This window comes from Paenibacillus sp. FSL L8-0340, assembly GCF_038593145.1.
Lineage (GTDB): Bacteria > Bacillota > Bacilli > Paenibacillales > Paenibacillaceae > Paenibacillus_AQ.
Genome location: NZ_CP151967.1, coordinates 5105998 through 5126140 on the forward strand (window position 1 = coordinate 5105998; position 20143 = coordinate 5126140).

The 20143-nt window shown below is 48.6% G+C and carries 25 protein-coding genes; 11 read left to right on the forward strand and 14 right to left on the reverse strand.

Going from position 1 to position 20143, the window contains the following annotated elements:
• Positions 1 to 34: 34 nt before the first annotated feature.
• Positions 35 to 136, forward strand: coding sequence for a stressosome-associated protein Prli42 (gene prli42 / locus NST07_RS23305; protein ID WP_144024217.1), 102 nt, complete (start codon positions 35 to 37; stop codon positions 134 to 136).
• Positions 137 to 182: 46 nt separating this feature from the next.
• On the opposite strand, the gene lipB is transcribed toward prli42, so the two are convergent.
• From lipB to lpdA, 5 genes are all read right to left on the reverse strand, one after another.
• The gene (gene lipB, locus NST07_RS23310) at positions 183 to 923 is read right to left on the reverse strand and encodes a lipoyl(octanoyl) transferase LipB (RefSeq protein ID WP_341094720.1); all 741 of its coding nucleotides are present in this window, start codon (positions 921 to 923) and stop codon (positions 183 to 185) included.
• Between the two features lie 53 nt (positions 924 to 976).
• Complete coding sequence (locus NST07_RS23315; RefSeq protein ID WP_341379195.1) at positions 977 to 2389, reverse strand: dihydrolipoamide acetyltransferase family protein; 1413 nt, start codon at positions 2387 to 2389, stop codon at positions 977 to 979.
• Between the two features lie 158 nt (positions 2390 to 2547).
• Complete coding sequence (locus NST07_RS23320; protein ID WP_038594755.1) at positions 2548 to 3534, reverse strand: alpha-ketoacid dehydrogenase subunit beta; 987 nt, start codon at positions 3532 to 3534, stop codon at positions 2548 to 2550.
• A gap of 3 nt (positions 3535 to 3537) precedes the next feature.
• A complete protein-coding gene (locus NST07_RS23325; RefSeq protein WP_341094724.1) occupies positions 3538 to 4569 on the reverse strand; it encodes a thiamine pyrophosphate-dependent dehydrogenase E1 component subunit alpha in 1032 nt (343 codons plus the stop codon).
• 252 nt (positions 4570 to 4821) lie between these two features.
• On the reverse strand, positions 4822 to 6243 hold the full coding sequence (gene lpdA, locus NST07_RS23330) for a dihydrolipoyl dehydrogenase (protein WP_342480235.1): 1422 nt from the start codon (positions 6241 to 6243) through the stop codon (positions 4822 to 4824).
• Positions 6244 to 6410: 167 nt separating this feature from the next.
• Between lpdA and NST07_RS23335 the strand changes: the two genes are divergently transcribed.
• The 3 genes from NST07_RS23335 (at position 6411) to NST07_RS23345 (ending at position 8302) form a co-directional block, all read left to right on the forward strand.
• Complete coding sequence (locus NST07_RS23335; RefSeq protein ID WP_076108915.1) at positions 6411 to 6716, forward strand: DUF2627 domain-containing protein; 306 nt, start codon at positions 6411 to 6413, stop codon at positions 6714 to 6716.
• 138 nt (positions 6717 to 6854) lie between these two features.
• A complete protein-coding gene (locus NST07_RS23340; RefSeq protein ID WP_342480236.1) occupies positions 6855 to 7574 on the forward strand; it encodes an ABC transporter ATP-binding protein in 720 nt (239 codons plus the stop codon).
• Positions 7574 to 8302 (forward strand): hypothetical protein, encoded by a 729-nt coding sequence (locus NST07_RS23345; protein WP_341094728.1) that lies wholly within the window; start codon positions 7574 to 7576, stop codon positions 8300 to 8302. Before NST07_RS23340 ends, NST07_RS23345 begins: the two co-directional genes overlap by 1 nt.
• Positions 8303 to 8414: 112 nt before the next feature.
• Here the strand turns inward: NST07_RS23345 and NST07_RS23350 are convergent, their stop codons facing one another.
• The 3 genes from NST07_RS23350 to NST07_RS23360 are packed head-to-tail and all read right to left on the reverse strand — an operon-like array spanning position 8415 to position 12258.
• On the reverse strand, positions 8415 to 10262 hold the full coding sequence (locus tag NST07_RS23350) for an ABC transporter ATP-binding protein (RefSeq protein ID WP_341094731.1): 1848 nt from the start codon (positions 10260 to 10262) through the stop codon (positions 8415 to 8417).
• Positions 10243 to 12030 carry an ABC transporter ATP-binding protein gene (locus tag NST07_RS23355; RefSeq protein WP_342480237.1) on the reverse strand — a complete coding sequence of 596 codons (1788 nt, stop codon included), beginning with the start codon at positions 12028 to 12030 and terminating at the stop codon, positions 10243 to 10245. Before NST07_RS23355 ends, NST07_RS23350 begins: the two co-directional genes overlap by 20 nt.
• 18 nt (positions 12031 to 12048) lie before the next feature.
• A complete protein-coding gene (locus NST07_RS23360; protein WP_341094735.1) occupies positions 12049 to 12258 on the reverse strand; it encodes a hypothetical protein in 210 nt (69 codons plus the stop codon).
• 220 nt (positions 12259 to 12478) lie between these two features.
• Between NST07_RS23360 and NST07_RS23365 the strand changes: the two genes are divergently transcribed.
• Positions 12479 to 13048 (forward strand): thymidine kinase, encoded by a 570-nt coding sequence (locus NST07_RS23365; RefSeq protein WP_074085406.1) that lies wholly within the window; start codon positions 12479 to 12481, stop codon positions 13046 to 13048.
• 49 nt (positions 13049 to 13097) lie between these two features.
• On the opposite strand, the gene NST07_RS23370 is transcribed toward NST07_RS23365, so the two are convergent.
• The gene (locus tag NST07_RS23370) at positions 13098 to 13271 is read right to left on the reverse strand and encodes a hypothetical protein (protein WP_342480238.1); all 174 of its coding nucleotides are present in this window, start codon (positions 13269 to 13271) and stop codon (positions 13098 to 13100) included.
• A 141-nt stretch (positions 13272 to 13412) separates the two neighbouring features.
• Entirely contained in the window at positions 13413 to 13931 is a 519-nt protein-coding gene (locus tag NST07_RS23375; protein ID WP_341379198.1) for a DinB family protein, read from the reverse strand.
• A gap of 137 nt (positions 13932 to 14068) precedes the next feature.
• Between NST07_RS23375 and NST07_RS23380 the strand changes: the two genes are divergently transcribed.
• The 5 genes from NST07_RS23380 to NST07_RS23400 all read left to right on the forward strand — a co-directional run bounded on the left by NST07_RS23380 (position 14069) and on the right by NST07_RS23400 (position 16127).
• Complete coding sequence (locus tag NST07_RS23380; RefSeq protein ID WP_342480239.1) at positions 14069 to 14725, forward strand: hypothetical protein; 657 nt, start codon at positions 14069 to 14071, stop codon at positions 14723 to 14725.
• Between the two features lie 5 nt (positions 14726 to 14730).
• Complete coding sequence (locus tag NST07_RS23385) at positions 14731 to 15246, forward strand: accessory gene regulator B family protein (RefSeq protein ID WP_342480240.1); 516 nt, start codon at positions 14731 to 14733, stop codon at positions 15244 to 15246.
• Positions 15243 to 15362, forward strand: coding sequence for a cyclic lactone autoinducer peptide (locus NST07_RS23390; RefSeq protein WP_156130936.1), 120 nt, complete (start codon positions 15243 to 15245; stop codon positions 15360 to 15362). The genes NST07_RS23385 and NST07_RS23390 overlap by 4 nt, the downstream gene beginning before the upstream one ends.
• 21 nt (positions 15363 to 15383) lie before the next feature.
• Positions 15384 to 15719: a LytTR family DNA-binding domain-containing protein gene (locus tag NST07_RS23395; protein ID WP_341094748.1), complete on the forward strand. Its 336-nt coding sequence runs from the start codon at positions 15384 to 15386 to the stop codon at positions 15717 to 15719.
• A 228-nt stretch (positions 15720 to 15947) separates the two neighbouring features.
• A complete protein-coding gene (locus tag NST07_RS23400) occupies positions 15948 to 16127 on the forward strand; it encodes a sporulation histidine kinase inhibitor Sda (protein ID WP_341094749.1) in 180 nt (59 codons plus the stop codon).
• A 195-nt stretch (positions 16128 to 16322) separates the two neighbouring features.
• On the opposite strand, the gene NST07_RS23405 is transcribed toward NST07_RS23400, so the two are convergent.
• Positions 16323 to 16631 (reverse strand): hypothetical protein, encoded by a 309-nt coding sequence (locus tag NST07_RS23405; protein WP_341094751.1) that lies wholly within the window; start codon positions 16629 to 16631, stop codon positions 16323 to 16325.
• Between the two features lie 120 nt (positions 16632 to 16751).
• Entirely contained in the window at positions 16752 to 17411 is a 660-nt protein-coding gene (locus tag NST07_RS23410; protein ID WP_038594913.1) for a helix-turn-helix transcriptional regulator, read from the reverse strand.
• A gap of 171 nt (positions 17412 to 17582) precedes the next feature.
• On the opposite strand from NST07_RS23410, the gene NST07_RS23415 reads away from it, so the two are divergent.
• Positions 17583 to 18374: a FlxA-like family protein gene (locus tag NST07_RS23415; RefSeq protein ID WP_342480241.1), complete on the forward strand. Its 792-nt coding sequence runs from the start codon at positions 17583 to 17585 to the stop codon at positions 18372 to 18374.
• A gap of 97 nt (positions 18375 to 18471) precedes the next feature.
• Here the strand turns inward: NST07_RS23415 and NST07_RS23420 are convergent, their stop codons facing one another.
• Both NST07_RS23420 and NST07_RS23425 read right to left on the reverse strand, forming a co-directional pair.
• Positions 18472 to 19191, reverse strand: coding sequence for a hypothetical protein (locus NST07_RS23420; protein WP_341094755.1), 720 nt, complete (start codon positions 19189 to 19191; stop codon positions 18472 to 18474).
• 26 nt (positions 19192 to 19217) lie between these two features.
• Positions 19218 to 19991 carry an RNA ligase family protein gene (locus NST07_RS23425; protein WP_342480242.1) on the reverse strand — a complete coding sequence of 258 codons (774 nt, stop codon included), beginning with the start codon at positions 19989 to 19991 and terminating at the stop codon, positions 19218 to 19220.
• Positions 19992 to 20143 lie beyond the last annotated feature (152 nt).

The following is a 20143-nucleotide window of genomic DNA, read 5'->3' on the forward strand; positions in this document are numbered from 1 at the left end:
CTCTTAACTTAAACTAATTCTAAAGGAGTCACTCATGCAACGTCAAAAATGGTTCCGTATCTTCATTTATGTCATGCTGATCGCCATGGTCGGCTCTACCTTGCTGATGGTTATCGAGCCTTTCCTGGCCGGTTAACAGCAAAAAGTAGAACGTTAATAATAGCGTCCGGGCTACCCGGGCGCTATTTGACATCCCGGGTTACCGTCAAATCGGCCTGAGCATGCGGATTCGCCGGGTTGATCACCTTATACGGAAAGTGCTGCAGGAAATAAGGAATCAGCTCCTCTGATACCTGCTCAGGATCCATGGGCCGGCCGGTGCATTCCTCCAGCGAAGTTACCCCATATTCCGCAATGCCGCAGGGGATAATCCCCTGAAACCCGCGCCCGCCAATCCCCGCAGAGATGTTGAAGGCAAAGCCGTGGCTGGTAATAAAGCCTCTGCGTGATTTGCTTCTGTTAAACTTGACACCAATCGCACAAATCTTCTGGTCGCCAACCCAAACGCCGGTATACCCGGGCTTGCGGTCACCCTCTATTCCGCAGGAAGCCAAATAATCAATAATGACAGCCTCCAACCGGCGGAGATACCCGTGCAGATCGACCCTTCCGTCCTCCCCAAGCTTCAGCAGCGGGTAGCCGACAAGCTGGCCCGGCCCATGATATGTAATGTCTCCCCCGCGGTCGATTTCAAACAGCGCAATCCCTTGCTCCTTGAGCTGTTCACCGCTGAGGAGAAGATGCTCCGGGTGATTCTGAGAACCGATGGTATAAGTGGGCGGATGCTGCAAAAGGATCAGCTGTTCCAGGCCTGTTCCGGCATCAATGGCCTGCACATGTTCCTTCTGCAGCTCCCAGGCCGCACCATATTCCATCAGGGGGTGATATGAAACTTCCAGCTTGCCAGGTTGCGGGTTATTCATAACGTCAGGTCCCCTTTGAATTAGAGTCGCCAGTCACTGAATGTTGCAAAATATTAATACAGCTTGCTATCCGGCGTGTAGCCTTCCAGGTTATCCTTCACGCGCTGCAGGAAGCGGCCGCAAATGACGCCATCCAGAATCCGGTGATCCAGAGACAGACAAATGTTGGCCATGGAGCGCACAGCGATCATATCGTTGATGACCACAGGCTTCTTCACAATGGATTCAAAGGTCAATATTGCCGCCTGCGGGTAGTTGATAATCGGGTAGGACAGAATAGAGCCGAAAGAACCGGTGTTGTTGACGGTAAAGGTCCCCCCCTGCATATCTTCCAGGCGCAGCTTGCCGTCGCGGGTCTTTTGCGCTAATTCGTCGATCTCCCGGGCAAGTCCGGCGATGTTCTTCTGATCGGCCTTCTTAATTACCGGTGTCATAACGGAATCTTCAGTGCCAACAGCAAGTGTAATATTGATATCGCGTTTGACAATGATTTTATCAACCGCCCAGACGGAGTTCATAATCGGATAATCCTTAATCGCACTGACTACAGACTTCATCATAAAAGCGAGGTAAGTCAGGTTGATGCCTTCCTTGCGCTTGAACTCATCTTTAAGCTTATTCCGCAGCACGACGAGATTCGTCACATCCACTTCAATCATTGTCCACGCATGGGGAATCTCAGAGACACTCTGGCGCATTCTTGTGGCGATCGTGTTGCGGATCGGGGTGACGTCGATCAAAAATTCTGAACTGCTGCCCCGGCCGCCTTCCACCTCAATCGTCGGAATACGCGGAGATTCGCTCAGGTGCAGTCCGGACTGGCGAACGTGCTCCCGCGTTTCCTGCACTTCGGTCTGAACAGCCTGCAGCACAGGTTGCTGAGCGGCTTCGTGCGCCTGCCGTCCGGCTGCCGAAGCTGCTCCATTGGAGGCATGGACGGCTGCGGCCCCGCCGCTTTCCAGGAACGTCAGCACATCCTTCCGGGTGATACGGCCGCCCATACCGGTTCCCGGCACAGCGGCAAGATTAATACCGTGCTCGGCGGCGAGTGTCTGCACTGCCGGTGAGTAGCGGGAGCGCATGGGAGCGTCAGCTGGACCCCCGGCAGCTGGTAACGGCGGTCTGGCTGCTGCATGCGCCTGCGGAGCGGAATTAACCTGGCCAGCTCCGGCGGATGGAGCTGCCGGAACCGCTGGAGCTGCGGGAGCAGCCACAGCTACAGCAATACGGGCGATAACTTCGCCAACGTTGACGGTCTGGCCCTCTTCCGCGAGCAGCTCCACCAGTGTTCCTTCCACGGTGGAGGGCAGCTCTGCATTGACTTTATCTGTAATCAAATCGCAGATGGGCTCATATTGATCCACTTGATCGCCCGGCTGCTTCAGCCATTTGCCGATCGTCGCCGATACCAGCGACTCAGCCAGCTGCGGCAGAATCACGTCGATCAGCTTTGTATTGTCAGACATATTGTCACTCCTTAAAGTTTTGTAAGCAATACTTCTTGCAGCAACTTCGTACAAAACTCGCTTCGGAAGCATACGCTTAAAGTTTTGTAAGCAATACTTCGTGTTGAGTCGTCGTACAAAACTCACTTCGGAAGCATGTACCCGCAGAATCAGAATGTTTAGTATTGAGCCAGCCGGAGCATCTCCGCTTTCACTTTATCTTTGCTCAGCATGAAGAACTTCTCCATCGGCGGGCTGATCGGCATCGCGGGCACATCAGGGCCGCAGAGCCGGAAGATCGGCGCGTCGAGCTCGAACAGGCAATGTTCGGCAATAATGGCCGCCACCTCGCCGCCGATTCCGCCGGTCTTGTTGTCCTCATGGACAATCAGCACCTTGCCGGTCTGACGGGCAGCGGCAATAATGGCTTCACGGTCCAGCGGCTGCAGCGTGCGAAGATCCAGTATGTGTGCGGTTATGCCTTCCTCGCGCTCCAGCTCCTCCGCCGCCTGCATCGCAAAATGCAGCGGCAGGCTGTACCCGATCACCGTAATATCGCTGCCTGCGCGCAGCAGGTTCGCTTCTCCGATCGGCACGGTATAATCGTCTTCCGGCACATCTTCCTTAATCAGCTTGTAGCATTTCTTGTTCTCGAAGAATATGACCGGATCCGGGTCACGGACCGCTGCCTTCAGCAGACCTTTGGCGTCATACGCTGAATAAGGCGCCACAATCTTCAGTCCCGGTGTGCCGAAGAAAATTGATTCGGGGCACTGGGAATGATACAGCCCGCCAAATATACCGCCGCCGATAGGCGCGCGGATAACAACCGGGCAGTTCCAGTCGTTATTGGAGCGGTAACGGATTTTGGCCGCTTCGCTAATAATCTGATTGGTTGCCGGGAGCATGAAATCTGAATATTGCATTTCGGCAATGGGCTTCATGCCGTACATTGCCGCTCCAATGGCCACTCCGGCAATCGCCGACTCTGCCAGCGGGGTATCCATCACGCGTTCTTCCCCGAACTGCTCCTGCAGCCCTTTGGTAGTGGTGAACACACCACCCTTAACGCCAACATCCTCACCCAGCACGAACACGGATTCATCGCGTTCCATTTCTTCCTTCATCGCCAGCCGGATCGCATCGATATATTCCATCATTGCCATGAATTATGCTCCTCCTTTGAGGTCTGATTCACTGTATACATGCAGCAGCGTATCTTCCGGTTTCGGGAACGGTGCATTGTCAGCATATTCAATAGCCTCTTTCAGTTCAAGATTGTACTGCGCAGCCAGATCGCGTTCCTGTTCGTCACTCCACAGGCCCAGCTCTATCAGATAGTTGCGGAAGGCGGCGACGCCGTCCTTTTTCCAGTTCTCGTCAACCTCTTCTTTGGTCCGGTAAGCCAGATCGTTGTCCGAGGTGGAATGCGGTGACAGGCGGTACATCATCGCTTCGATTAGCGTTGGTCCTTCTCCTCTAAGAGCTCTCTCCCGCGCTTCCTTAACGACACGGTACACTTCAAGCGGATCATTGCCGTCTACCTGGATGCCCGGGAAGCCGTAGCCTAGCGCACGGTCACTGACTTTGCCGGCGAGCTGCTTATGGGCAGGGATGGAGATGGCGTACTGGTTGTTCTGGCAAAAAATAATGACCGGCAGCTTGTTCACACCGGCGAAATTGCACGCTTCATGAAAGTCACCCTGGTTGCTGGAGCCCTCTCCGAACGTAACAAAAGAAACAAACTTTTTCTTCTGCATCTTGGCCGCAAGCGCGAAACCTACCGCATGCGGAACTTGTGTAGTCACCGGACTTGAGCCGGTTACGATGCGCAGACGTTTGCTTCCAAAGTGGCCCGGCATCTGCCGTCCACCGCTGTTGGGATCCTCTGCCTTGGCGAACACGGAGAGCATCAGCTCGCGCATGGTCATGCCCACGGTAAGCACAAAGGCATAATCGCGGTAATACGGAAGGAAATAATCATTCTGCCGGTCCAGTGCAAAGGCCGCCGCCACTTGCGCCGCCTCCTGGCCGATGCCGGAAACATGGAAGTTAATCTTCCCGGCGCGCTGCAGCAGCAGACTGCGCTCATCGTACTTCCGTCCCATCTGCATATATTTGTACATATCTATGACCTGGCCGTCGCTGAGTCCAAGCTCCTGATGTCTGTTGACTGCTCCTACAGTACCTTGAGATTCCATATGAGAGGTACCTCCTAAAAGTTTTGTGAGCCTAATCCCACTAAATTGGTTTCGTACAAACTTGCATTAGATGTTTAAAATTATAACAACCTGTGCCTGATCTTATAACCTGGTACTAATACATGGCTTGAGTTCATTATAATCCCTTTCTGTACAAAAAGAAAAGAGAGGAAAAGCCGGAATAGAGCTATTTCGGCGTATAACGCTTCACCAGCTCTATCCGGCATTCTCTTTGGGGACCTTTCTCGTATACTAAAAACCGATTGATTTGCCATCTACCGCCAGCATGGCTTCTCCAATAATCTCAGAAAGCGTCGGATGGGCGTGGATGGCTTCGCCGATCTCCCAAGGGGTGGCGTCCAGCAGCTGCGCCAGCGCCGCTTCGCCGATGAGATCGGTCACATGCGGTCCGATCATTTGAACACCGAGAATATCCCCGCTGCTTCGGTCGACAACGACTTTGACAAAACCGTCCTTCATCCCGTAGACGATAGCTTTGCCGATAGCCGAGAACGGAAATTTCCCGGTCACGACATCATGGCCAAGATTCTTGGCCTCTTTCTCCGTATATCCGACACTGGCCACTTCCGGCCGTGTGTAGACACAGCGGGGTACCTGATGGATATGATAGGGATGGAGCTTCTCACCTGCCAGGTGGTTCACCGCGCGAATACCTTCATGGCTGGCAGCATGGGCCAGCTGCAGACCGCCGATGCAATCGCCGATACCGTAGATATGCGGCTCATTCGTCTGCATGTTGGTGTTAACCTCGATCACACCTTTATCGAAGCGGATATCGGTATTTTCCAATCCAATATTTTCGATATTGGCTACTCTGCCGACAGATACCAGCAGCTTCTCTGCGGACAAGCTCTGACTCTGTTCTCCCTTGCGGGCTTCAATCGTTACGCCGTCCTCCGTTACCACACAAGTCTCAGCATCCACGGTTGTCCCCGTCAGAACTTTGACCCCGCGTTTTTTGAGCAGACGCAGCAGCTCCCGGGCAATTTCCTCGTCCTCCAGCGGCAGCAGCTGGCCTGCGGCCTCGACCACAGTCACCTGTACACCGAAATCAACGAGCATTGAAGCCCACTCCACTCCGATTACTCCGCCGCCCACAATAATGATCGAAGACGGCAGTTCTTCAAGCGTCAGCGCTTCTTCACTGCTCAGAATAACCTTGCCATCCGGTTTAAGTCCCGGCAGCACGCGGGGGCGTGAGCCTGTAGCGACAATAAGATTGGATGAGACTACAGTCTCCATCTCGCCATTCTCCAGTTCCACCGCCACAGCACCGCTGCGCGGAGAGAAAATCGAAGGCCCGATGACCCGGCCTTTCCCTTTGAGGACCTGGATTTTATTCTTGCGCATCAAATATTGCACACCCTCATGAAGCTGTTCCACCACAGCTTCCTTGCGGCGCTGCACCTTCGGGAATACCAGCTGCACGCCTGTTGTTTCGATGCCATAACTTTCGCTCTCATTTATCTCAGCATACACTTCTGCGCTGCGCAGCAGCGACTTGCTTGGAATACAGCCGCGGTGCAGGCAGGTGCCGCCCAGTTTGTCCATTTCGATGACGACAACCGACTTTCCCAGCTGGGCCGCGCGGATCGCCGCCACATAACCTCCGGTTCCACCGCCCAGTATTGCCACGTCACAGGATATTGTCATGATATGTATCCTCCAGTCATTACTCATAAGTTCTGCATAACCTATTACATTGTACTCTCTTTTATGCCCATTACAAACTTATAATCGTCATGTATTCATGGACTTTTTCCTGGTGAAGCGTTATCATATGGGGGAATCCAAAGGGCTGCGAAGGAGATGGAACCCTCATGAAACTGCTGATTTCACGCTTCATTGCCATCCTTATTCTGGTTATTCCCGGCCTGCTGGCCATGACGGGCTTCCTTATGATGAAAGATGATATTTTCAACTATATTTCCATGCATGGTGACGATGCCGTGACACCGGATTTTGCCTGGCTGCATTTTGGCGGGGGGCTGTTGCTCTTCTTGGCCGGGATGAGCTTTCTCGGAGGCTGGATTCTGACGCGTGACCGTAAAAAGAACTATGTCGGCCCCCGGTTCAGAGAGAAGCAAAAAATCCAGCAGCCGCCTGCTGCGAAAAGTAATCCTTAACTGTAATTAACTTAAATCACTTGTCCAGGCATTTCCGAAGTCATTCGGAGATGCCTTTTTCTTTTTTGATTCTATGAATCCTTTAGGAAATAAGGTATATTTTCCCTGTAACTTATTTCAATCAGGGAGTGGTATGTCTTGCTGCATCAACAACAGGCCCCAGTACTGGACAGCAATGCGATTATCGTATCCGGCGCAGGCAAAACATTAAATCAGACCAAGATCATCCGCAACGTTTCTTTCGCTGTGCCTCAAAATAGCATTTTCGCCATCATCGGCCCGAACGGAGCGGGCAAAACAACGCTGCTGCGTCTCATCACGGGTCTCTTGACTCTGGATGAAGGAACGATTACTTATTCCAGCGATCCGCGGCAAATCTCAGTATTGCTGGAGAACGATTACTTATTTGAGACCAAAACCGGGCGTGAAAACATCCGTGATTTCTGCATCTATTTGGACGTAAGTCCCGCATTAGCTTCTACGATGATCGAACGATACGCTGCTCTTCTGCAGCTCGAAACCGCACTTGATAATAAAGTGGCTACCTACTCCAAAGGCATGAAACGAAAGCTGTCGCTGCTGATTACGCTGCTGAAGGATTCCCCCATCCTGCTGCTGGACGAGCCCACCTCCGGTGTCGATCCCGAATCAAGACTGGTCATGCGCAGTGTTCTGCGCGGTTTGAAGGATGAAGGCAAAACACTTATCCTTACCTCTCACGATTTGGCGGAGGTTCAAAAAATCAGCGATTGGATCACCATTCTGATCGGCGGTTCCATTGTAGAAACCATTCATAATCAAGAATTCTGCGGTGATTTGGAGCAACGGTTCTTCACTATACTTAAGGAGGCTAGATAATGAGGCTGCATCCGGTGAACAAATTGAATATTAAAGATGTCCTGAGAACCCCCTCCTATGTTGCCATGCTCCTAATCATGATAATCTTGCCGTTTAACTCCCTGCTGCAAATTCTGAGAACCAACACCGGCCCAATGGCCTTTATTCCGGTATATATTTACCTTGTCCTGAACCTCTCGATCTATCTCTTTCTTAATATGATTGCCCTCAGTCTAATAGTTATTTCCGAAAAAACCTCGGGGCGCTGCGAATATTACCTTGCCAATAAGGTCGATATCCGCCAGCTAACTTCTTTATACAGCCGCTCCGCCTTTGTGCTAAGCATTGCTCCTATCCTGCTTTTTAATGCTCTCGTGTTTGCCTATGCCCTGGTTTCCCGGGAAGCCTTGCTGCTCCATCTGTTCCAGAATGTTGCTTTTGTGATGTTTGCTGCGGCTTATCTCTTGTTTACCTATGCGGCCACCGGAACATTGACGCTGTTCTCCATGCTCTCCAAGTCCCCCGAGCGGGTGAGGACTTTCCTTTCGGTCAGTGCCGTTCTGTTTGTGTTTGCCGCCTCACTGCCTGGCACATTCCTCCGCAAGCTCGGGATTACACCGGATGGTAACGCCATCCTCTGGATTACCGGCTGCATGCTGCTTCTCCTCGCTGCACTCTGCACCGCTGTGCGCTCCTCTCTAAACGGGAAGCTGAGCAATGAAAGCATTATATTATCCTACAAACAGTAGCTCCATTTTTCGGAAAAGTCCAAAAAGCAGCAAACCCGCCCCAGTCCCACTGCTTGTCTGGATGACGTATCCTGCTGCTTCCCGTTAGCCGTTCTAATTCTGGACTGTGCCCTTATATCGCTGCCTCATCCTTAGTACCCCGAACCAGTTCGCTGTACAGTCCGCCTTGCTGCAGCAGTTCGTCATGTGTGCCCTGCTGCAGCAAACGTCCGCCCTGCAATACCAGGATACGGTCCGCCGCACGGATGGTGCCCAGTCTGTGGGCGATCACGAAGCTGGTCCGGCCTTTCATCAGCGCCTGCAGCCCTTCCTGAATCTTGATTTCAGTCACCGTATCAATGCTGCTGGTCGCTTCATCCAGCACCAGCATGGAAGGATTGGCGAGAATCGCTCTTGCGATCGCCAGCAGCTGCTTCTGCCCCTGGCTGATCCCGCTGCCGTCCACGGAGAGCATCCGCTCATAGCCGCCGCGCATCCGCATGATGAAGGAATGGGCATTCGCCAGCTTCGCCGCCTGCTCCACTTCCTCGTCCGTAGCGTCCAGCCTGCCGTAGCGGATATTGTCGCGGATTGTGCCTTTGAACAAGAAGGAATCCTGCAGCACAAAAGCCATCTGGCTGCGCAGACTTTCCCTGCGGATGGACGAAAGCTCCATGCCGTCCAGCGTAATGCTTCCTTTGCCCGGATCATAGAACCGCGACAAGAGGCCTATCAGTGTTGTCTTGCCGGCCCCTGTAGGTCCGACGAGGGCGATCATCTCGCCCGGCTTCGCCTCAAAGCTGATATTCTGCAATATATCGGCGCCGCCGTCATAAGAGAAAGAGACGTCCTTGAACGTTACCGCCCCCTCTACCTGTTCCAGCGATACCGCCGCGCCTTCATCCTTGGCTTCAGTCTCTTCGTCCATAACCTCAAACACCCGCTCCGCCCCGGCAATCGCCGACAGCAGTGTGTTCCACTGGTTCGCCAGATCATTAAGCGGCCGCGTAAATTGACGTGTATACTCCACAAAGGCGATGATTACACCGACAGTGACCAGGCCGCGGACCGCCAGCAGGCCGCCCACACCGGCAACAATGGCAAAGCTCAGATTGTTCAGGCCATTCATCAGCTTGGGAATGAAGCCGGAAATGGACTGCGCCCAATACCCGGACAGCATAATCCGCGTATTGCGTTCACGGAAACCGGAAATGACCCGCTCCTCCTGCGAGAACGCCTTGATAATCCGTTGTCCTGACAATGTTTCTTCTATATAGCCGTTGAGCTCGCCCATGCTGCGCTGCCGCTCCTTGAACAGCGGACCGGTACGCCGCGTTATCCAGCGCATCCCCAGCGTCATCAGCGGCACTACAATGAACGTCAGCAGCGTTAGCAGCGGACTGAGCCATAGCATGACACCTACGGTACCCAGTAGCGTGAGAACACTGGAGAAAATCTGGATCGCCGAGCTGTTTAGCGTGGAGCTGATATTCTCGATGTCATTGGTCAGGCGGCTCATAATTTCCCCCTGCTGTCTGCGGTTGAAGAAGGAAATCGGCAGACGGTGCAGATGGGCAAACAAATCGGTGCGTATCCGGTAGATTGTCTCCTGGGCAATTTCGATCATCCAAATATTTTGCAGCCAGGAAGTTAATGAATTGAGCACATATACAAGTGCAAGGGTAATGAGGAAGGTCCCCCAGGTTCTGCCCCCCGATCCCTCTAGGTAATGATCGACCGCCCGGCTGATCAGATAAGGTCCAAGCAGCGCCAGACCGGAGCTGAACAGCACCATCAAAAGCACGAGGAACAGCTTGGCTTTGCGCTCGGCAAGATAACTCCAGATCCGTTTCAGCGTAGCCGGCCAATTTTTCGCTTTCGCTTGGGGCTTGCGGCTCGAGGCCGCCCCGAAGCTTCTACCCTCTCCAAGCCCCAGATCCAGCTTCGGATGCTTGAAAGGTTCAATTAATGCTTTGAACATGATGCACCGCCTCCTTACCCTGGGATTCATATATTCTCCGGTAGAGCGAAGAGCCGGTCATAAGCTCTCCATGGGTACCTTTGGCGATTAAACGGCCTTCATCCAGCAGCAGGATCAGGTCTGCCGATACCGTGGAGCTGATCTTCTGGGTAATAAGAAAGGTTGTGCAGGACATATGCTTCAGTTCCTCCAGCAAAAGACCTTCCGTTACTGCATCTAGCGCACTGGTGCTGTCATCCAGAATGAGTATCGCTGGCTTTCGCACAAGCGCCCGGGCGATAGTCAGCCGCTGCTTTTGCCCGCCGGACAGATTGACCCCCCGCTGCCCCAGCATGGTGTCATAGCCTTGAGGAAGACCTGTCACCGTTTCGTGGATTTGCGCCGCAGCTGCTGCCCGCTCGATCTCTTCCCGGGTTGCGTGCTCATTCCCCCAGGCAATATTGTCACGTACCGAGCCGGTGAAAAGCAGTACCTCTTGTGGCACATAACCAATCGCTCCCCTCAGCTTGGCAATGTCCAGCTCCGAGCTGTCCACACCGTCAATTGCGATCACCCCATGGTTCTGCTCATATAACCGGGGAATCAGTCCGACCAACGAGGACTTCCCGGAGCCCGTTGCCCCCATAATCGCCACCCGTTCTCCAGATTTCACCTTGAAGGAGATCTCTTCCAGCACTGCGATCTCGCTCCCCGGATAACTGAAGCTGACATTTTCAAATTCAACCTCACCCTGTATAGCAAAAGATCCGGTATAGTCACTGCGTCCAGAAACGCCACGCTTACGCTCATAGGCCTGTATGCCTTGCTCCGCCGTTACGTCCTGAACTGCATCTGCCGACATCACTTCCGCCACCCGCTGCGAAGAAGCTATTGCACGCGAGAACGTCGCCATGATCGAAGACAAGGCTGACATAGCACCTATCGTCCGCAAAGAGTAGTTAATGACCGCCACGGTCTGTCCCAGGGTTGCTTCCCCTGCAGAAATCTCAATCCTTCCAAACCATAAAACCGCCATAATCCCCGCGTTGACGATCAGCATAATCAGCGGAGCTGTTGTTTCCGTCAATCGCAGTGCAGCTACAGTTGACTTCATCAGCTCTCCGCTGAATGAAGCAAACCGGCCAATCTCATGGCCCATACGTACAAACACACGAATTAAGCGGATGCCGGTCAGATTCTCCTGAATAACGCCGTTTACTCCATCAAGCCGGACCTGGACGCTGCGAAACAAACCTGATGACCTGCGTATCACCCACGCCAGGAACAGAATCAGCACCGGCAATGTCACCGTCAGCAGCAGCCCCAGCTTCACATGCACGACCAAAGCCATAATCACACTACCCAAGACAACTAGCGGCACCCGGGTCATAAACCGCAGCCCCATAAATATTGTATCCTGCAGCTGGGTCACATCTCCCGTAAGGCGTGTAATCAGTGACGAGGTCGGAAAACGGCTGAACACTTCATAGGTGAAGGACTGCACCTTCCCGTACAGCTTATCCCTGAGATCAAAGGCAAACCCCTGACTGGCATGAGACGCAAAAAAAGAGCTGAGCACACCCGCCGCAAACGCTATAACCGCGCTTACTGCAAGTACACCGCCCCACAGCCAGACTACTGAATTATCCTTCTCCCTGATCCCATTATCGATAATTTTGGAGATCAGCAAAGGCTGCGACAGTTCCACCGAAAGCTCGATAAGCATCATTACCAGGGCGGCGATTGCCGCCACCCGGTATCTTTTGAGATAAGAAAAAATTAAGTTCATCGACGTTACCCCATTTGATTATTCGTAGAGCGCATCCCGCAGGCGGGTGGACATTGCCGAACCCTGCCCCGTCTTGAGTATCACCCGCCGCAGCGCCTTGTTGCTCCGGTTCATTTCTGCTAATTCATCAAGCATTTCCGTCAATAAACTTTGCGTTTCCGGGGACAGTTCCCCACTCTCCTGAAGTGCTGCCATTTTCTCCTTATAATGCTCCATTTTCTCCGTCAACTGCCAAACTTCCTTTCTGTCAAGGCTTCTCCTGTGGAAGTCCATAATTGCGTATATTATAACATATCACCAGGGAAGCACACTTTAAAGCGGTTGCTGAATTTAAAAACACGATGGCAATGATTTCACTGGCAAGTTCAGCCACGAGTATGATACTCTAATAAAGTCGCATTTTTCGGTATACTATTACACAGGTTGAAGAACGAAAGGATAGATGGACGTGGCACAGTTGTTTTTCAAGTATGGAGCAATGAACAGCGGCAAATCCATTGAGATTCTCAAGGTAGCCCATAATTACGAGGAGCAGGGCAAGTCGGTGCTCATCTTCACTCCATCCCTGGACGATCGGGACGAGGTCGGGTATATTTCCTCCCGCATCGGACTGCGCAAGCAGGCCATAGCTATCGACGAGAACACAGATATATACAGCATAGTCAGCAGCAATCTGCCGAAGCCTCACTGCGTGCTGATCGACGAATGCCAGTTTCTGACCAAGGACTGCATTCTCCAGCTTGTGCGTATTGTGGATGAGCTGAACATACCGGTAATGGCTTTTGGACTAAAAAATGATTTTCAGAACAACTTATTCGAAGGCAGTAAATATATGCTGATCTACGCGGATAAAATTGAAGAGATGAAGACGATCTGCTGGTTCTGTGAACGGAAAGCCACAATGGCGCTGCGCGTAGAGAACGGCAAACCCGTTTACAGCGGCAAGCAAATCCAGATCGGCGGCAACGAAGCTTATTATCCGGTCTGCCGCAAATGCCACAAGAATCCGCCCTTGTAAATATAAAAGCATTCCAGCCTCTTTACAAAGAGCCGGAATGCTTTTTTGGTTAGTCCGATGACGATATCTCCTTCAACGCCCTATGTTCGTCTTCCCTGCTCACAAACAGTTCATGCTGCACTGGCAGGTTCCCACCATAAATTGCACGGTTGGTTGCAGCCCGCATGCCTCCATTAATCTTGGAACGGTGACGGATGCCCGCTGCGGCAAGACGGCTCTTCACCTTGAAATACTGGGCCTGATCAAATGTATTGAAGAGCAGTGTCCTCTCCCGCGGAACAAAGAAATGTAAGATGCCCGTTAAAAAGCTCAGTTGCGTCCTCCTCCTGTTCCAACCCCTCACTGCCATCAACTGCAGCCGCAACTAATTCAAGTAACGCTCGTTCAGCACATTCAAATGATGAAGTTCATGTCCGATAATGAGGCAGGCCTGTGCTCTAACCGACATTGCTGTCGAACGAAACATTCCTCTCCGGGTCCAGGCATCTTCCGGCAGACTGTCCAGCAGAGCCAGGGTAGACTGGCGGACCGTCTTGTATTGGCTGACCAGTTCCTGCAGAGTGAAACGTTCAAAATCACCTGCTGCCACATAATCATTTTCCTCGTACCCGGGCAGTGGCGCTTGTTCTCCTCTGGCAAAACAAAGCAAGCGGTAAGACATAATCCGGTCATTGTCGGTCAGGTGGCCAATCATCTGCTTAACACTCCACTTCTCCGGTGCATAACGGTAGTTCCCCTGCTCTTCACTTAAGGCTCCCAGCAAATCAAAAAAGCTTCTGGATTGCTCCCTCAGAATGGCCGCCAACTCTCCATCAGCTGGTACTAGAGCGATATATCGCTCCTGAACCTCAAGATACTCATTTTTTTCCGGACGCTGATTCATCAATTATCGCCTCACTTCCAACAATATTAAGAAAAATTTGGTGAAAAGAACAAAATCTTATTGTTGTATTTTAGTTCATTAGGTATAATATTTGCAAGATTAAAGGTTGCGTTAATCTGACCTTCGGGAGTGTCGGTATGCTGGATTCTGTACTATTTATCGTGTTTTCGGTACTCGAAAGTACCGCATTATTTTATCTGGCATTTAAGATATTCAAGATTGATCTTTATCCGAAAGAGATAGTCTTTGCCGGTTTGATTATGGCTTTCTTTTCTTACGTCATTCGGGTGAATAACGGTTTTGCAGGGATTGATGTATTTACCCAATACATGCTTGTTTTTTTCTTTTTATGGCTGCTATTCCGAATTCATGTTTTTTACGCAGCTATTATGACAGGTATGTCCTACCAACTCTATATGCTTATCCAATCTATATTATATTTGTTAATGAGCGCTTCAGGAATCACAAATTTTAAACTTCACTCAATATCGATAGGAGTATATTTTATGCAGACGTTATCTGCCTTGACAGCATTCTCTATCGGACACTATATTGGGAGGAAAAGGAAAGGCTTTGATTTTGTTCCGGACAAGCCCGAAGAGAGAATCGTTTTAGGCCACCAGGAAAAAGTCCTCTTTACATTAAGTCTACCTTCTATTCTTATTGTTTATTTAATGATTTATGTTTCTGAGAATTCCTCTCAGTTATTTATTCTCGTCCCTCTCGCTTACGCTGTGCTTTTGTTCGGATATTTAAACTTTTCGATCAAGAAGAACCGTGGTGATGAATTTTGAACAGCTTGGCTATTAAAATTTCAGCCGCAATAAAGCGGGCCAATCCAGAGGAAACCTGTTCTGAAGAAATTATGCAGTATGCTTTGAATATTATTTTAAACACTCTTCTAACCATCACAGCTTCCCTTGTCATTGGCAGGTTGTTAAATAATTTCACTGAAACCTTGATCTTTTATATATGTTTTAGCATACTGCGCGTATGTTCAGGCGGTTTTCATTTACGAACGGCGACTGCCTGCAATATTGTTACTACATTAATTTGTGTTCTCACCCCATTTTTTTTGAATTCCACAGGATCTTCACTTTGGATAATAAATGCATTTAGTTTAATCATTATGTTTTTATTTGCCCCAAACCCGGATAAAAATGCCCAAATTCCGCTCAGATGGTTTCCCGGTCTGAAGATGGCTTCCATAGCACTTGTTGGTATTAATTTTATTATTGGTTCGTCTGTCATCGGACTGGCTTTTCTGGTTCAGTCCTTAACAGTAATTCCATGGAAAGGGAGGTTGAAGTTATGAAATCATACATTGCGAAACAAGCATCCTCAGCTCTTGAGGCTTCCGCACGATTCTTTGTGTCTGTTATGAAAATTGGTTTACACAGCCCGGAAGCACCAAAAGAATTGCGGAAGTAATTAAACAAGGATGGGGAAAACATGCGTGTCTTACAAAACGACGGCTCCTCCCTGGACATCCAGGAAGAAGAGATATTGTATTTTTCCAGCTACAAAAATGCAATATTCGTCCATACGAAAGAAGGCGAGTTTGTTCTCCCCACTACTCTTTCCGATCTATTGGTTGCTTACAAGGGTAAAGGATTTGAGCGTCTTGACCGCAGCAATGTCGTGAGTCTCAGCAATGTGGACAGTTATGATGCGGAGCGGAAGATCGTTCTTTTTAATCAAGGAGAACAATTCGCCACGGTATCTGAGTCCAATGAAGCCCGCCTCAAAAAACACTTGGCAGGACGCAAAAAAGATTCCTCGCAATAAGAGAACAAAGGCAGCATCAACAAGCAACGATCCCGGTGCACATTAGCACTGGGATCGTTGCCTTTATTCAACATCCTTCGACCCAATCCTTCATTTTCCCATATCATTCATTTTTTGTAAAGGGGAATTCACGCTGTGAATACCAGGAGACGGATTTCTTTCCAAATGGTACCATTTAGATAGATTACTATAATTTAAGTCATTCTAAATAACCGATGGAGGAATCTAATGGATTATTACTTTCATCCTTCTCCGCGCCCCTCATCCCTTGAAATGTTATCTGACGAACAGTTATTGAACATCTATGAATTGGCGGTGGAGGCGAAGGCTTCGCCTGATTTTATTGAAATTATTAAAAATGTACTGAACGGGAGAAAATTAATGGGCTCAGAGCACCTGGATGCTTGATGCTGTTATAATCTCAGCATATTCTTACATAGTTTTACTCACGGGCCATCTATTCACCATGCAGTCATGATGAATAGATGGTTTGATTCTACCCGCCTGCCCATAAACAGCAAAGAAGCCATCCCCACTTCAATGTGCAGGGTGGCTTCTTTTATTGGGATGATTAATGAATAGATAAAGGAGAGTACTTCAGGACTACTCGATGAATTCTGTCTTGAAGACGTTGTCGAGCTTTCCGCCCAGTCTTTTTTTGAGAGGCACCTTGATATCCCGGCCCAGTTCTTTGAAGAAGGTTTCGATATCACACTTCACATTCTGTGCCATGGCGATTACGGTTCCGTCCCCCACGATATTCTGGTTCACTTCGAGAGGCACGTCCACTTCGATATCATATTTCTTGGACAATGTTTTGATGTATCTCGCGAAGATCTCCAGCAACTCTTCGTTGTTGAAATTTTCGATTGCTGCTTTTCCCTTGCTGGTAAATTTCATGTTAACTCTCATTTGAGATATCCCCTTTTCTGTGTAACCATTTTTGTTGTTGGTTTATGGATCAAGATGAATAGATGGCTGCAAGAAAGGGCAACATTATTCATTTTTGAAAACAATAGAACAGACGCACGCTCATTTAAACGCGCCCTTAACCTGCTGCACCTTAAATTGGGTAAACTCCTTAAGTGCCTGGATAACCTCGTCCTGCTCCTCATCCTTCAGCTCATAGATGCATTCCCGCAGCCACTCGCCGAAAATATAGGCCTGCCGGCCTTTTCGGGGCTGCTTGCGGAGTGAATCCAGATTGCCTTCAAATTTGTCGTTGAGCACATCGGTAAGGTTATATTTCTCAATTTTTTCTATTACCATTCCTGCCCCATATTCCGTTTCATAAACGATGACCTCATCGGAATCAAACGAAACGTACGAAGTCTCTTTCCCTTCCTTGGACCGAAACTCCTTCAGCTTGTTAAATGCCGTCTCATATATATAATCCTGGGACTGATTAAGGACAGGCAGCTTGTAGCCCTGCTTAAGCGTCTTGATGTATTCAATATCCGGCATATAATCAGCCAGATGATACATGCGGTTCTTAAGATCCGCTCCAAGCGCTTCAATGATCTTATCCAGGTTATCTTTGAGAGGAATACTTTCCCCGCGTTCAATCTTGCTGAGCTGAGAGTAACTGATGCCGCTCTTCTCTTCCAGTCCTCTTAAGGTCAACCCGCGTGCTTTTCTGAAGTGCCGGATAAAATCCCCCAGCTCATCAGGATAGTTATCGAAATCGTTCATGGGAGTCACCTCTACCTATATCATAACACAAGATAACACTTTGTGTTTCAATATAACAATTAATCCCTAAAATACTTGCTGCTTATTTAAGCATTATTCTTATTTTAGCGTCATGCTTTACCGATAAAACATTTGTATGGTAAATAATTCTTTGATTTGGAGGAAATACCCATGAAATCCATCCCCTCAATCTCAAGTAACGTTAACACTAATACCGCAAACCAAACCATTGCTTCTCCCCGTGGCAAGGAAATCCAAAGCTTATTAAGCCAAAAAAGCAAATTGAATGAAGAAATCAGCGCGGTTAAGGCCGATAAAGATTTGGACACGAAGATGAAGGCCGAACGGGTTCAGTCCCTGAGGACCTCAATCCAAAACATTGATGCCCAAATTACCGAGCTCAAAGCCCAAGAAATGCAAGAAAAAGCTGAACGCAACCGGCCCGAGCAGCAGGACAGCAAACCAATGTCAACAGACAGCTCTGCAGCAGTGCTGGACGTTGTTTTAAAGCACAGCACGACTTATGACCGCCTAGGCAAGCTGGTGGGCCTGAGCAAGAAGCTGGAAGGCTCTATAGACCCGTTAAAGAGCGAATCCAAGATGGAGCACGACAGACTGGCTAACAACCCTACCAAAGATATTGGCAGATACGAAATGCTGGAGAATGCAGAATATACCGTCCTGCAGACCAAACGGGAACGGATACTGGATATCCGCTCTACCATACATAATGTCGATCAAAAAATTGGCGAGTTGGTTTCCGAGCTCAAAGAGGATAACTCCCGCTTGTCACAAGCAAATAAAGCCGTACCGGAAATTTCCCGACTTGAGGAAGATACGAATAGTGATAAGAAGGATACCAAAGACAGCACTTCGAAAGATAAATCGCTCTCGGGAGACCAAAAAACTGGGGATGATGCTGGAGCTTCCGGGGTGGTAAAATCAATTGACGTACGGGTGTGAAGGCTTTCGAGGAGATTAACAAAAACCGCTATTCACTCGATTAGTTAATCAAATGAATAGCGGTTCAGCTAAACTGAGATTTGTTTCATTGAAGATTTCAACTAAAATTCTGATCAAAACATATATTAGTTTCACATTTAATTTTGTACCATTTACCACCATAACCCTCGTTTTCTTGTACAACCAGTCTATTTCCGCATCGTAGGCAATTCTTTGTTACGCTGCTATCTAACTTATACTCTTTAACGTATTCTTCGGCATGCTCTACCCCTTTGATTTCTTGTCTAAGTGCTTGGTCACTGATATCGAATTCTTTCATGTCTCCTCTACTAGCATGTATAGACCGGCCAAACGCACCAAACCCTCCAACCAATTCGTGATGATGAGTACTAATCCGTCCTCCACCTCTTTCAAACAACTTGATGATTGGCTCATATGTATCATGAAATTTAACAGCAACCGGGTTGCCGGCATCAATCAGAATGCACCATTGAATATAGTTGATGCAAATTATTTTTAGAACCGTTAAATTTATCGGCTCAAGATTAGGACAAATTTCATACAGATTATCAAAATCGAGAATCTCCATTTCATTATTAATGATTTTGGCCATGCCCGCAAAAATACTAACGCCTTCAATAGACATAAATTGTAATAAAACGCCAACTCTACGATAGTATTCAGCGATAAGTGTAGCGTCTGCCGTATATTCACCTTTAGACCTCACATCTTCATACCTTTTATTAGAGATATCTATATAATACTCAGCATCAATATTGTTAATTCGATTTACGGCTCTTGTATAATGACTCTTCATAATAGCTCCCTTACTTTGAACAGTTATTATCTAAACGTTCGTTCATAATCTTCGAAACGGATCTTTCTAATTTGTTTACGGTCAGTTGTTCTAACAATGATTCCTTCTGATTTGCCTGTTGCTTCGATCCCCACTTGCGTATTTTCGAACCTTGTTAAGTAAGAATATGTATTCTCAAGAGAAGTTGGAAATTGCGAACCCTTGATGGTTTCCAGAAGGGGTGCGGACTGCAAATCCATGCGCTCTACAAATCTCTTCTTCTCAATTTCATCATAAAACGGCTGATTACCATGATCTCGCCACTCCGCAATTTTCTCCTGCGATAATTCTAGTAATCTAATTAATTCATCCTTATCCAAGGAGAACACGTCAAATACACGATACCCTTGAGTTCTTCTGTCAGAATAGTTCTTAGATGCTTTAGTTTTTCCTCCATAAGATTCCTGATAAATTACGGTTAATGCCCAGTCCCCCTGTGAAAAGATATCTGCTGTTACTTTCTCTGCTAACGGTTTAAGGAATTCTGCAATGTTCCCGTAAGGATTACCGATTCTGTCTCCTTTTGCATATAACAATTCTTCTCTGGAACCAACTAGATAATCAACTTCGTTATAATCATTTTTAAATAGAATGATTCTTGAATTTTCACCATCTACTTTTTCGTAAACAAAAACATCGTCTGATTCTGAGAAGCCTTTGGACTCCGTTAATACATCATTTAAGCGGCCCCGTTCACCTAATTGATGATAGGTAAGAATGCTTGGGTACTTTGTTAAAGAATTAATTTTCTTCAAATTCAATATATAACTTCCTCTCTCAATGAAAATATTATTCAAGCATGATCGCGAAATGATTGAAGTTGGTTGTAAACAGTGTTACTCTATCAACGGTAAACTCAAATCTTCAATACCTCTATTAATATTCACTATTTTAGTTATAAAGAAAGGTAATA

Coding starts and splice junctions, on each gene's coding strand:
- prli42 (WP_144024217.1), top strand. CDS start 35: ATGCAACGTCAAAAATGGTTCCGTATCTTCATTTATGTCATGCTGATC.
- NST07_RS23405 (WP_341094751.1), bottom strand. CDS start 16,631: ATGAGAGTTAACATGAAATTTACCAGCAAGGGAAAAGCAGCAATCGAA.
- NST07_RS23390 (WP_156130936.1), top strand. CDS start 15,243: ATGAAATCATACATTGCGAAACAAGCATCCTCAGCTCTTGAGGCTTCC.
- NST07_RS23410 (WP_038594913.1), bottom strand. CDS start 17,411: ATGAACGATTTCGATAACTATCCTGATGAGCTGGGGGATTTTATCCGG.
- NST07_RS23395 (WP_341094748.1), top strand. CDS start 15,384: ATGCGTGTCTTACAAAACGACGGCTCCTCCCTGGACATCCAGGAAGAA.
- NST07_RS23315 (WP_341379195.1), bottom strand. CDS start 2,389: ATGTCTGACAATACAAAGCTGATCGACGTGATTCTGCCGCAGCTGGCT.
- NST07_RS23350 (WP_341094731.1), bottom strand. CDS start 10,262: ATGTTCAAAGCATTAATTGAACCTTTCAAGCATCCGAAGCTGGATCTG.
- NST07_RS23415 (WP_342480241.1), top strand. CDS start 17,583: ATGAAATCCATCCCCTCAATCTCAAGTAACGTTAACACTAATACCGCA.
- NST07_RS23345 (WP_341094728.1), top strand. CDS start 7,574: ATGAGGCTGCATCCGGTGAACAAATTGAATATTAAAGATGTCCTGAGA.
- NST07_RS23335 (WP_076108915.1), top strand. CDS start 6,411: ATGAAACTGCTGATTTCACGCTTCATTGCCATCCTTATTCTGGTTATT.
- NST07_RS23355 (WP_342480237.1), bottom strand. CDS start 12,030: ATGAACTTAATTTTTTCTTATCTCAAAAGATACCGGGTGGCGGCAATC.
- NST07_RS23420 (WP_341094755.1), bottom strand. CDS start 19,191: ATGAAGAGTCATTATACAAGAGCCGTAAATCGAATTAACAATATTGAT.
- NST07_RS23380 (WP_342480239.1), top strand. CDS start 14,069: ATGCTGGATTCTGTACTATTTATCGTGTTTTCGGTACTCGAAAGTACC.
- NST07_RS23375 (WP_341379198.1), bottom strand. CDS start 13,931: ATGAATCAGCGTCCGGAAAAAAATGAGTATCTTGAGGTTCAGGAGCGA.
- NST07_RS23325 (WP_341094724.1), bottom strand. CDS start 4,569: ATGGAATCTCAAGGTACTGTAGGAGCAGTCAACAGACATCAGGAGCTT.
- NST07_RS23320 (WP_038594755.1), bottom strand. CDS start 3,534: ATGGCAATGATGGAATATATCGATGCGATCCGGCTGGCGATGAAGGAA.
- lipB (WP_341094720.1), bottom strand. CDS start 923: ATGAATAACCCGCAACCTGGCAAGCTGGAAGTTTCATATCACCCCCTG.
- lpdA (WP_342480235.1), bottom strand. CDS start 6,243: ATGACAATATCCTGTGACGTGGCAATACTGGGCGGTGGAACCGGAGGT.
- NST07_RS23400 (WP_341094749.1), top strand. CDS start 15,948: ATGGATTATTACTTTCATCCTTCTCCGCGCCCCTCATCCCTTGAAATG.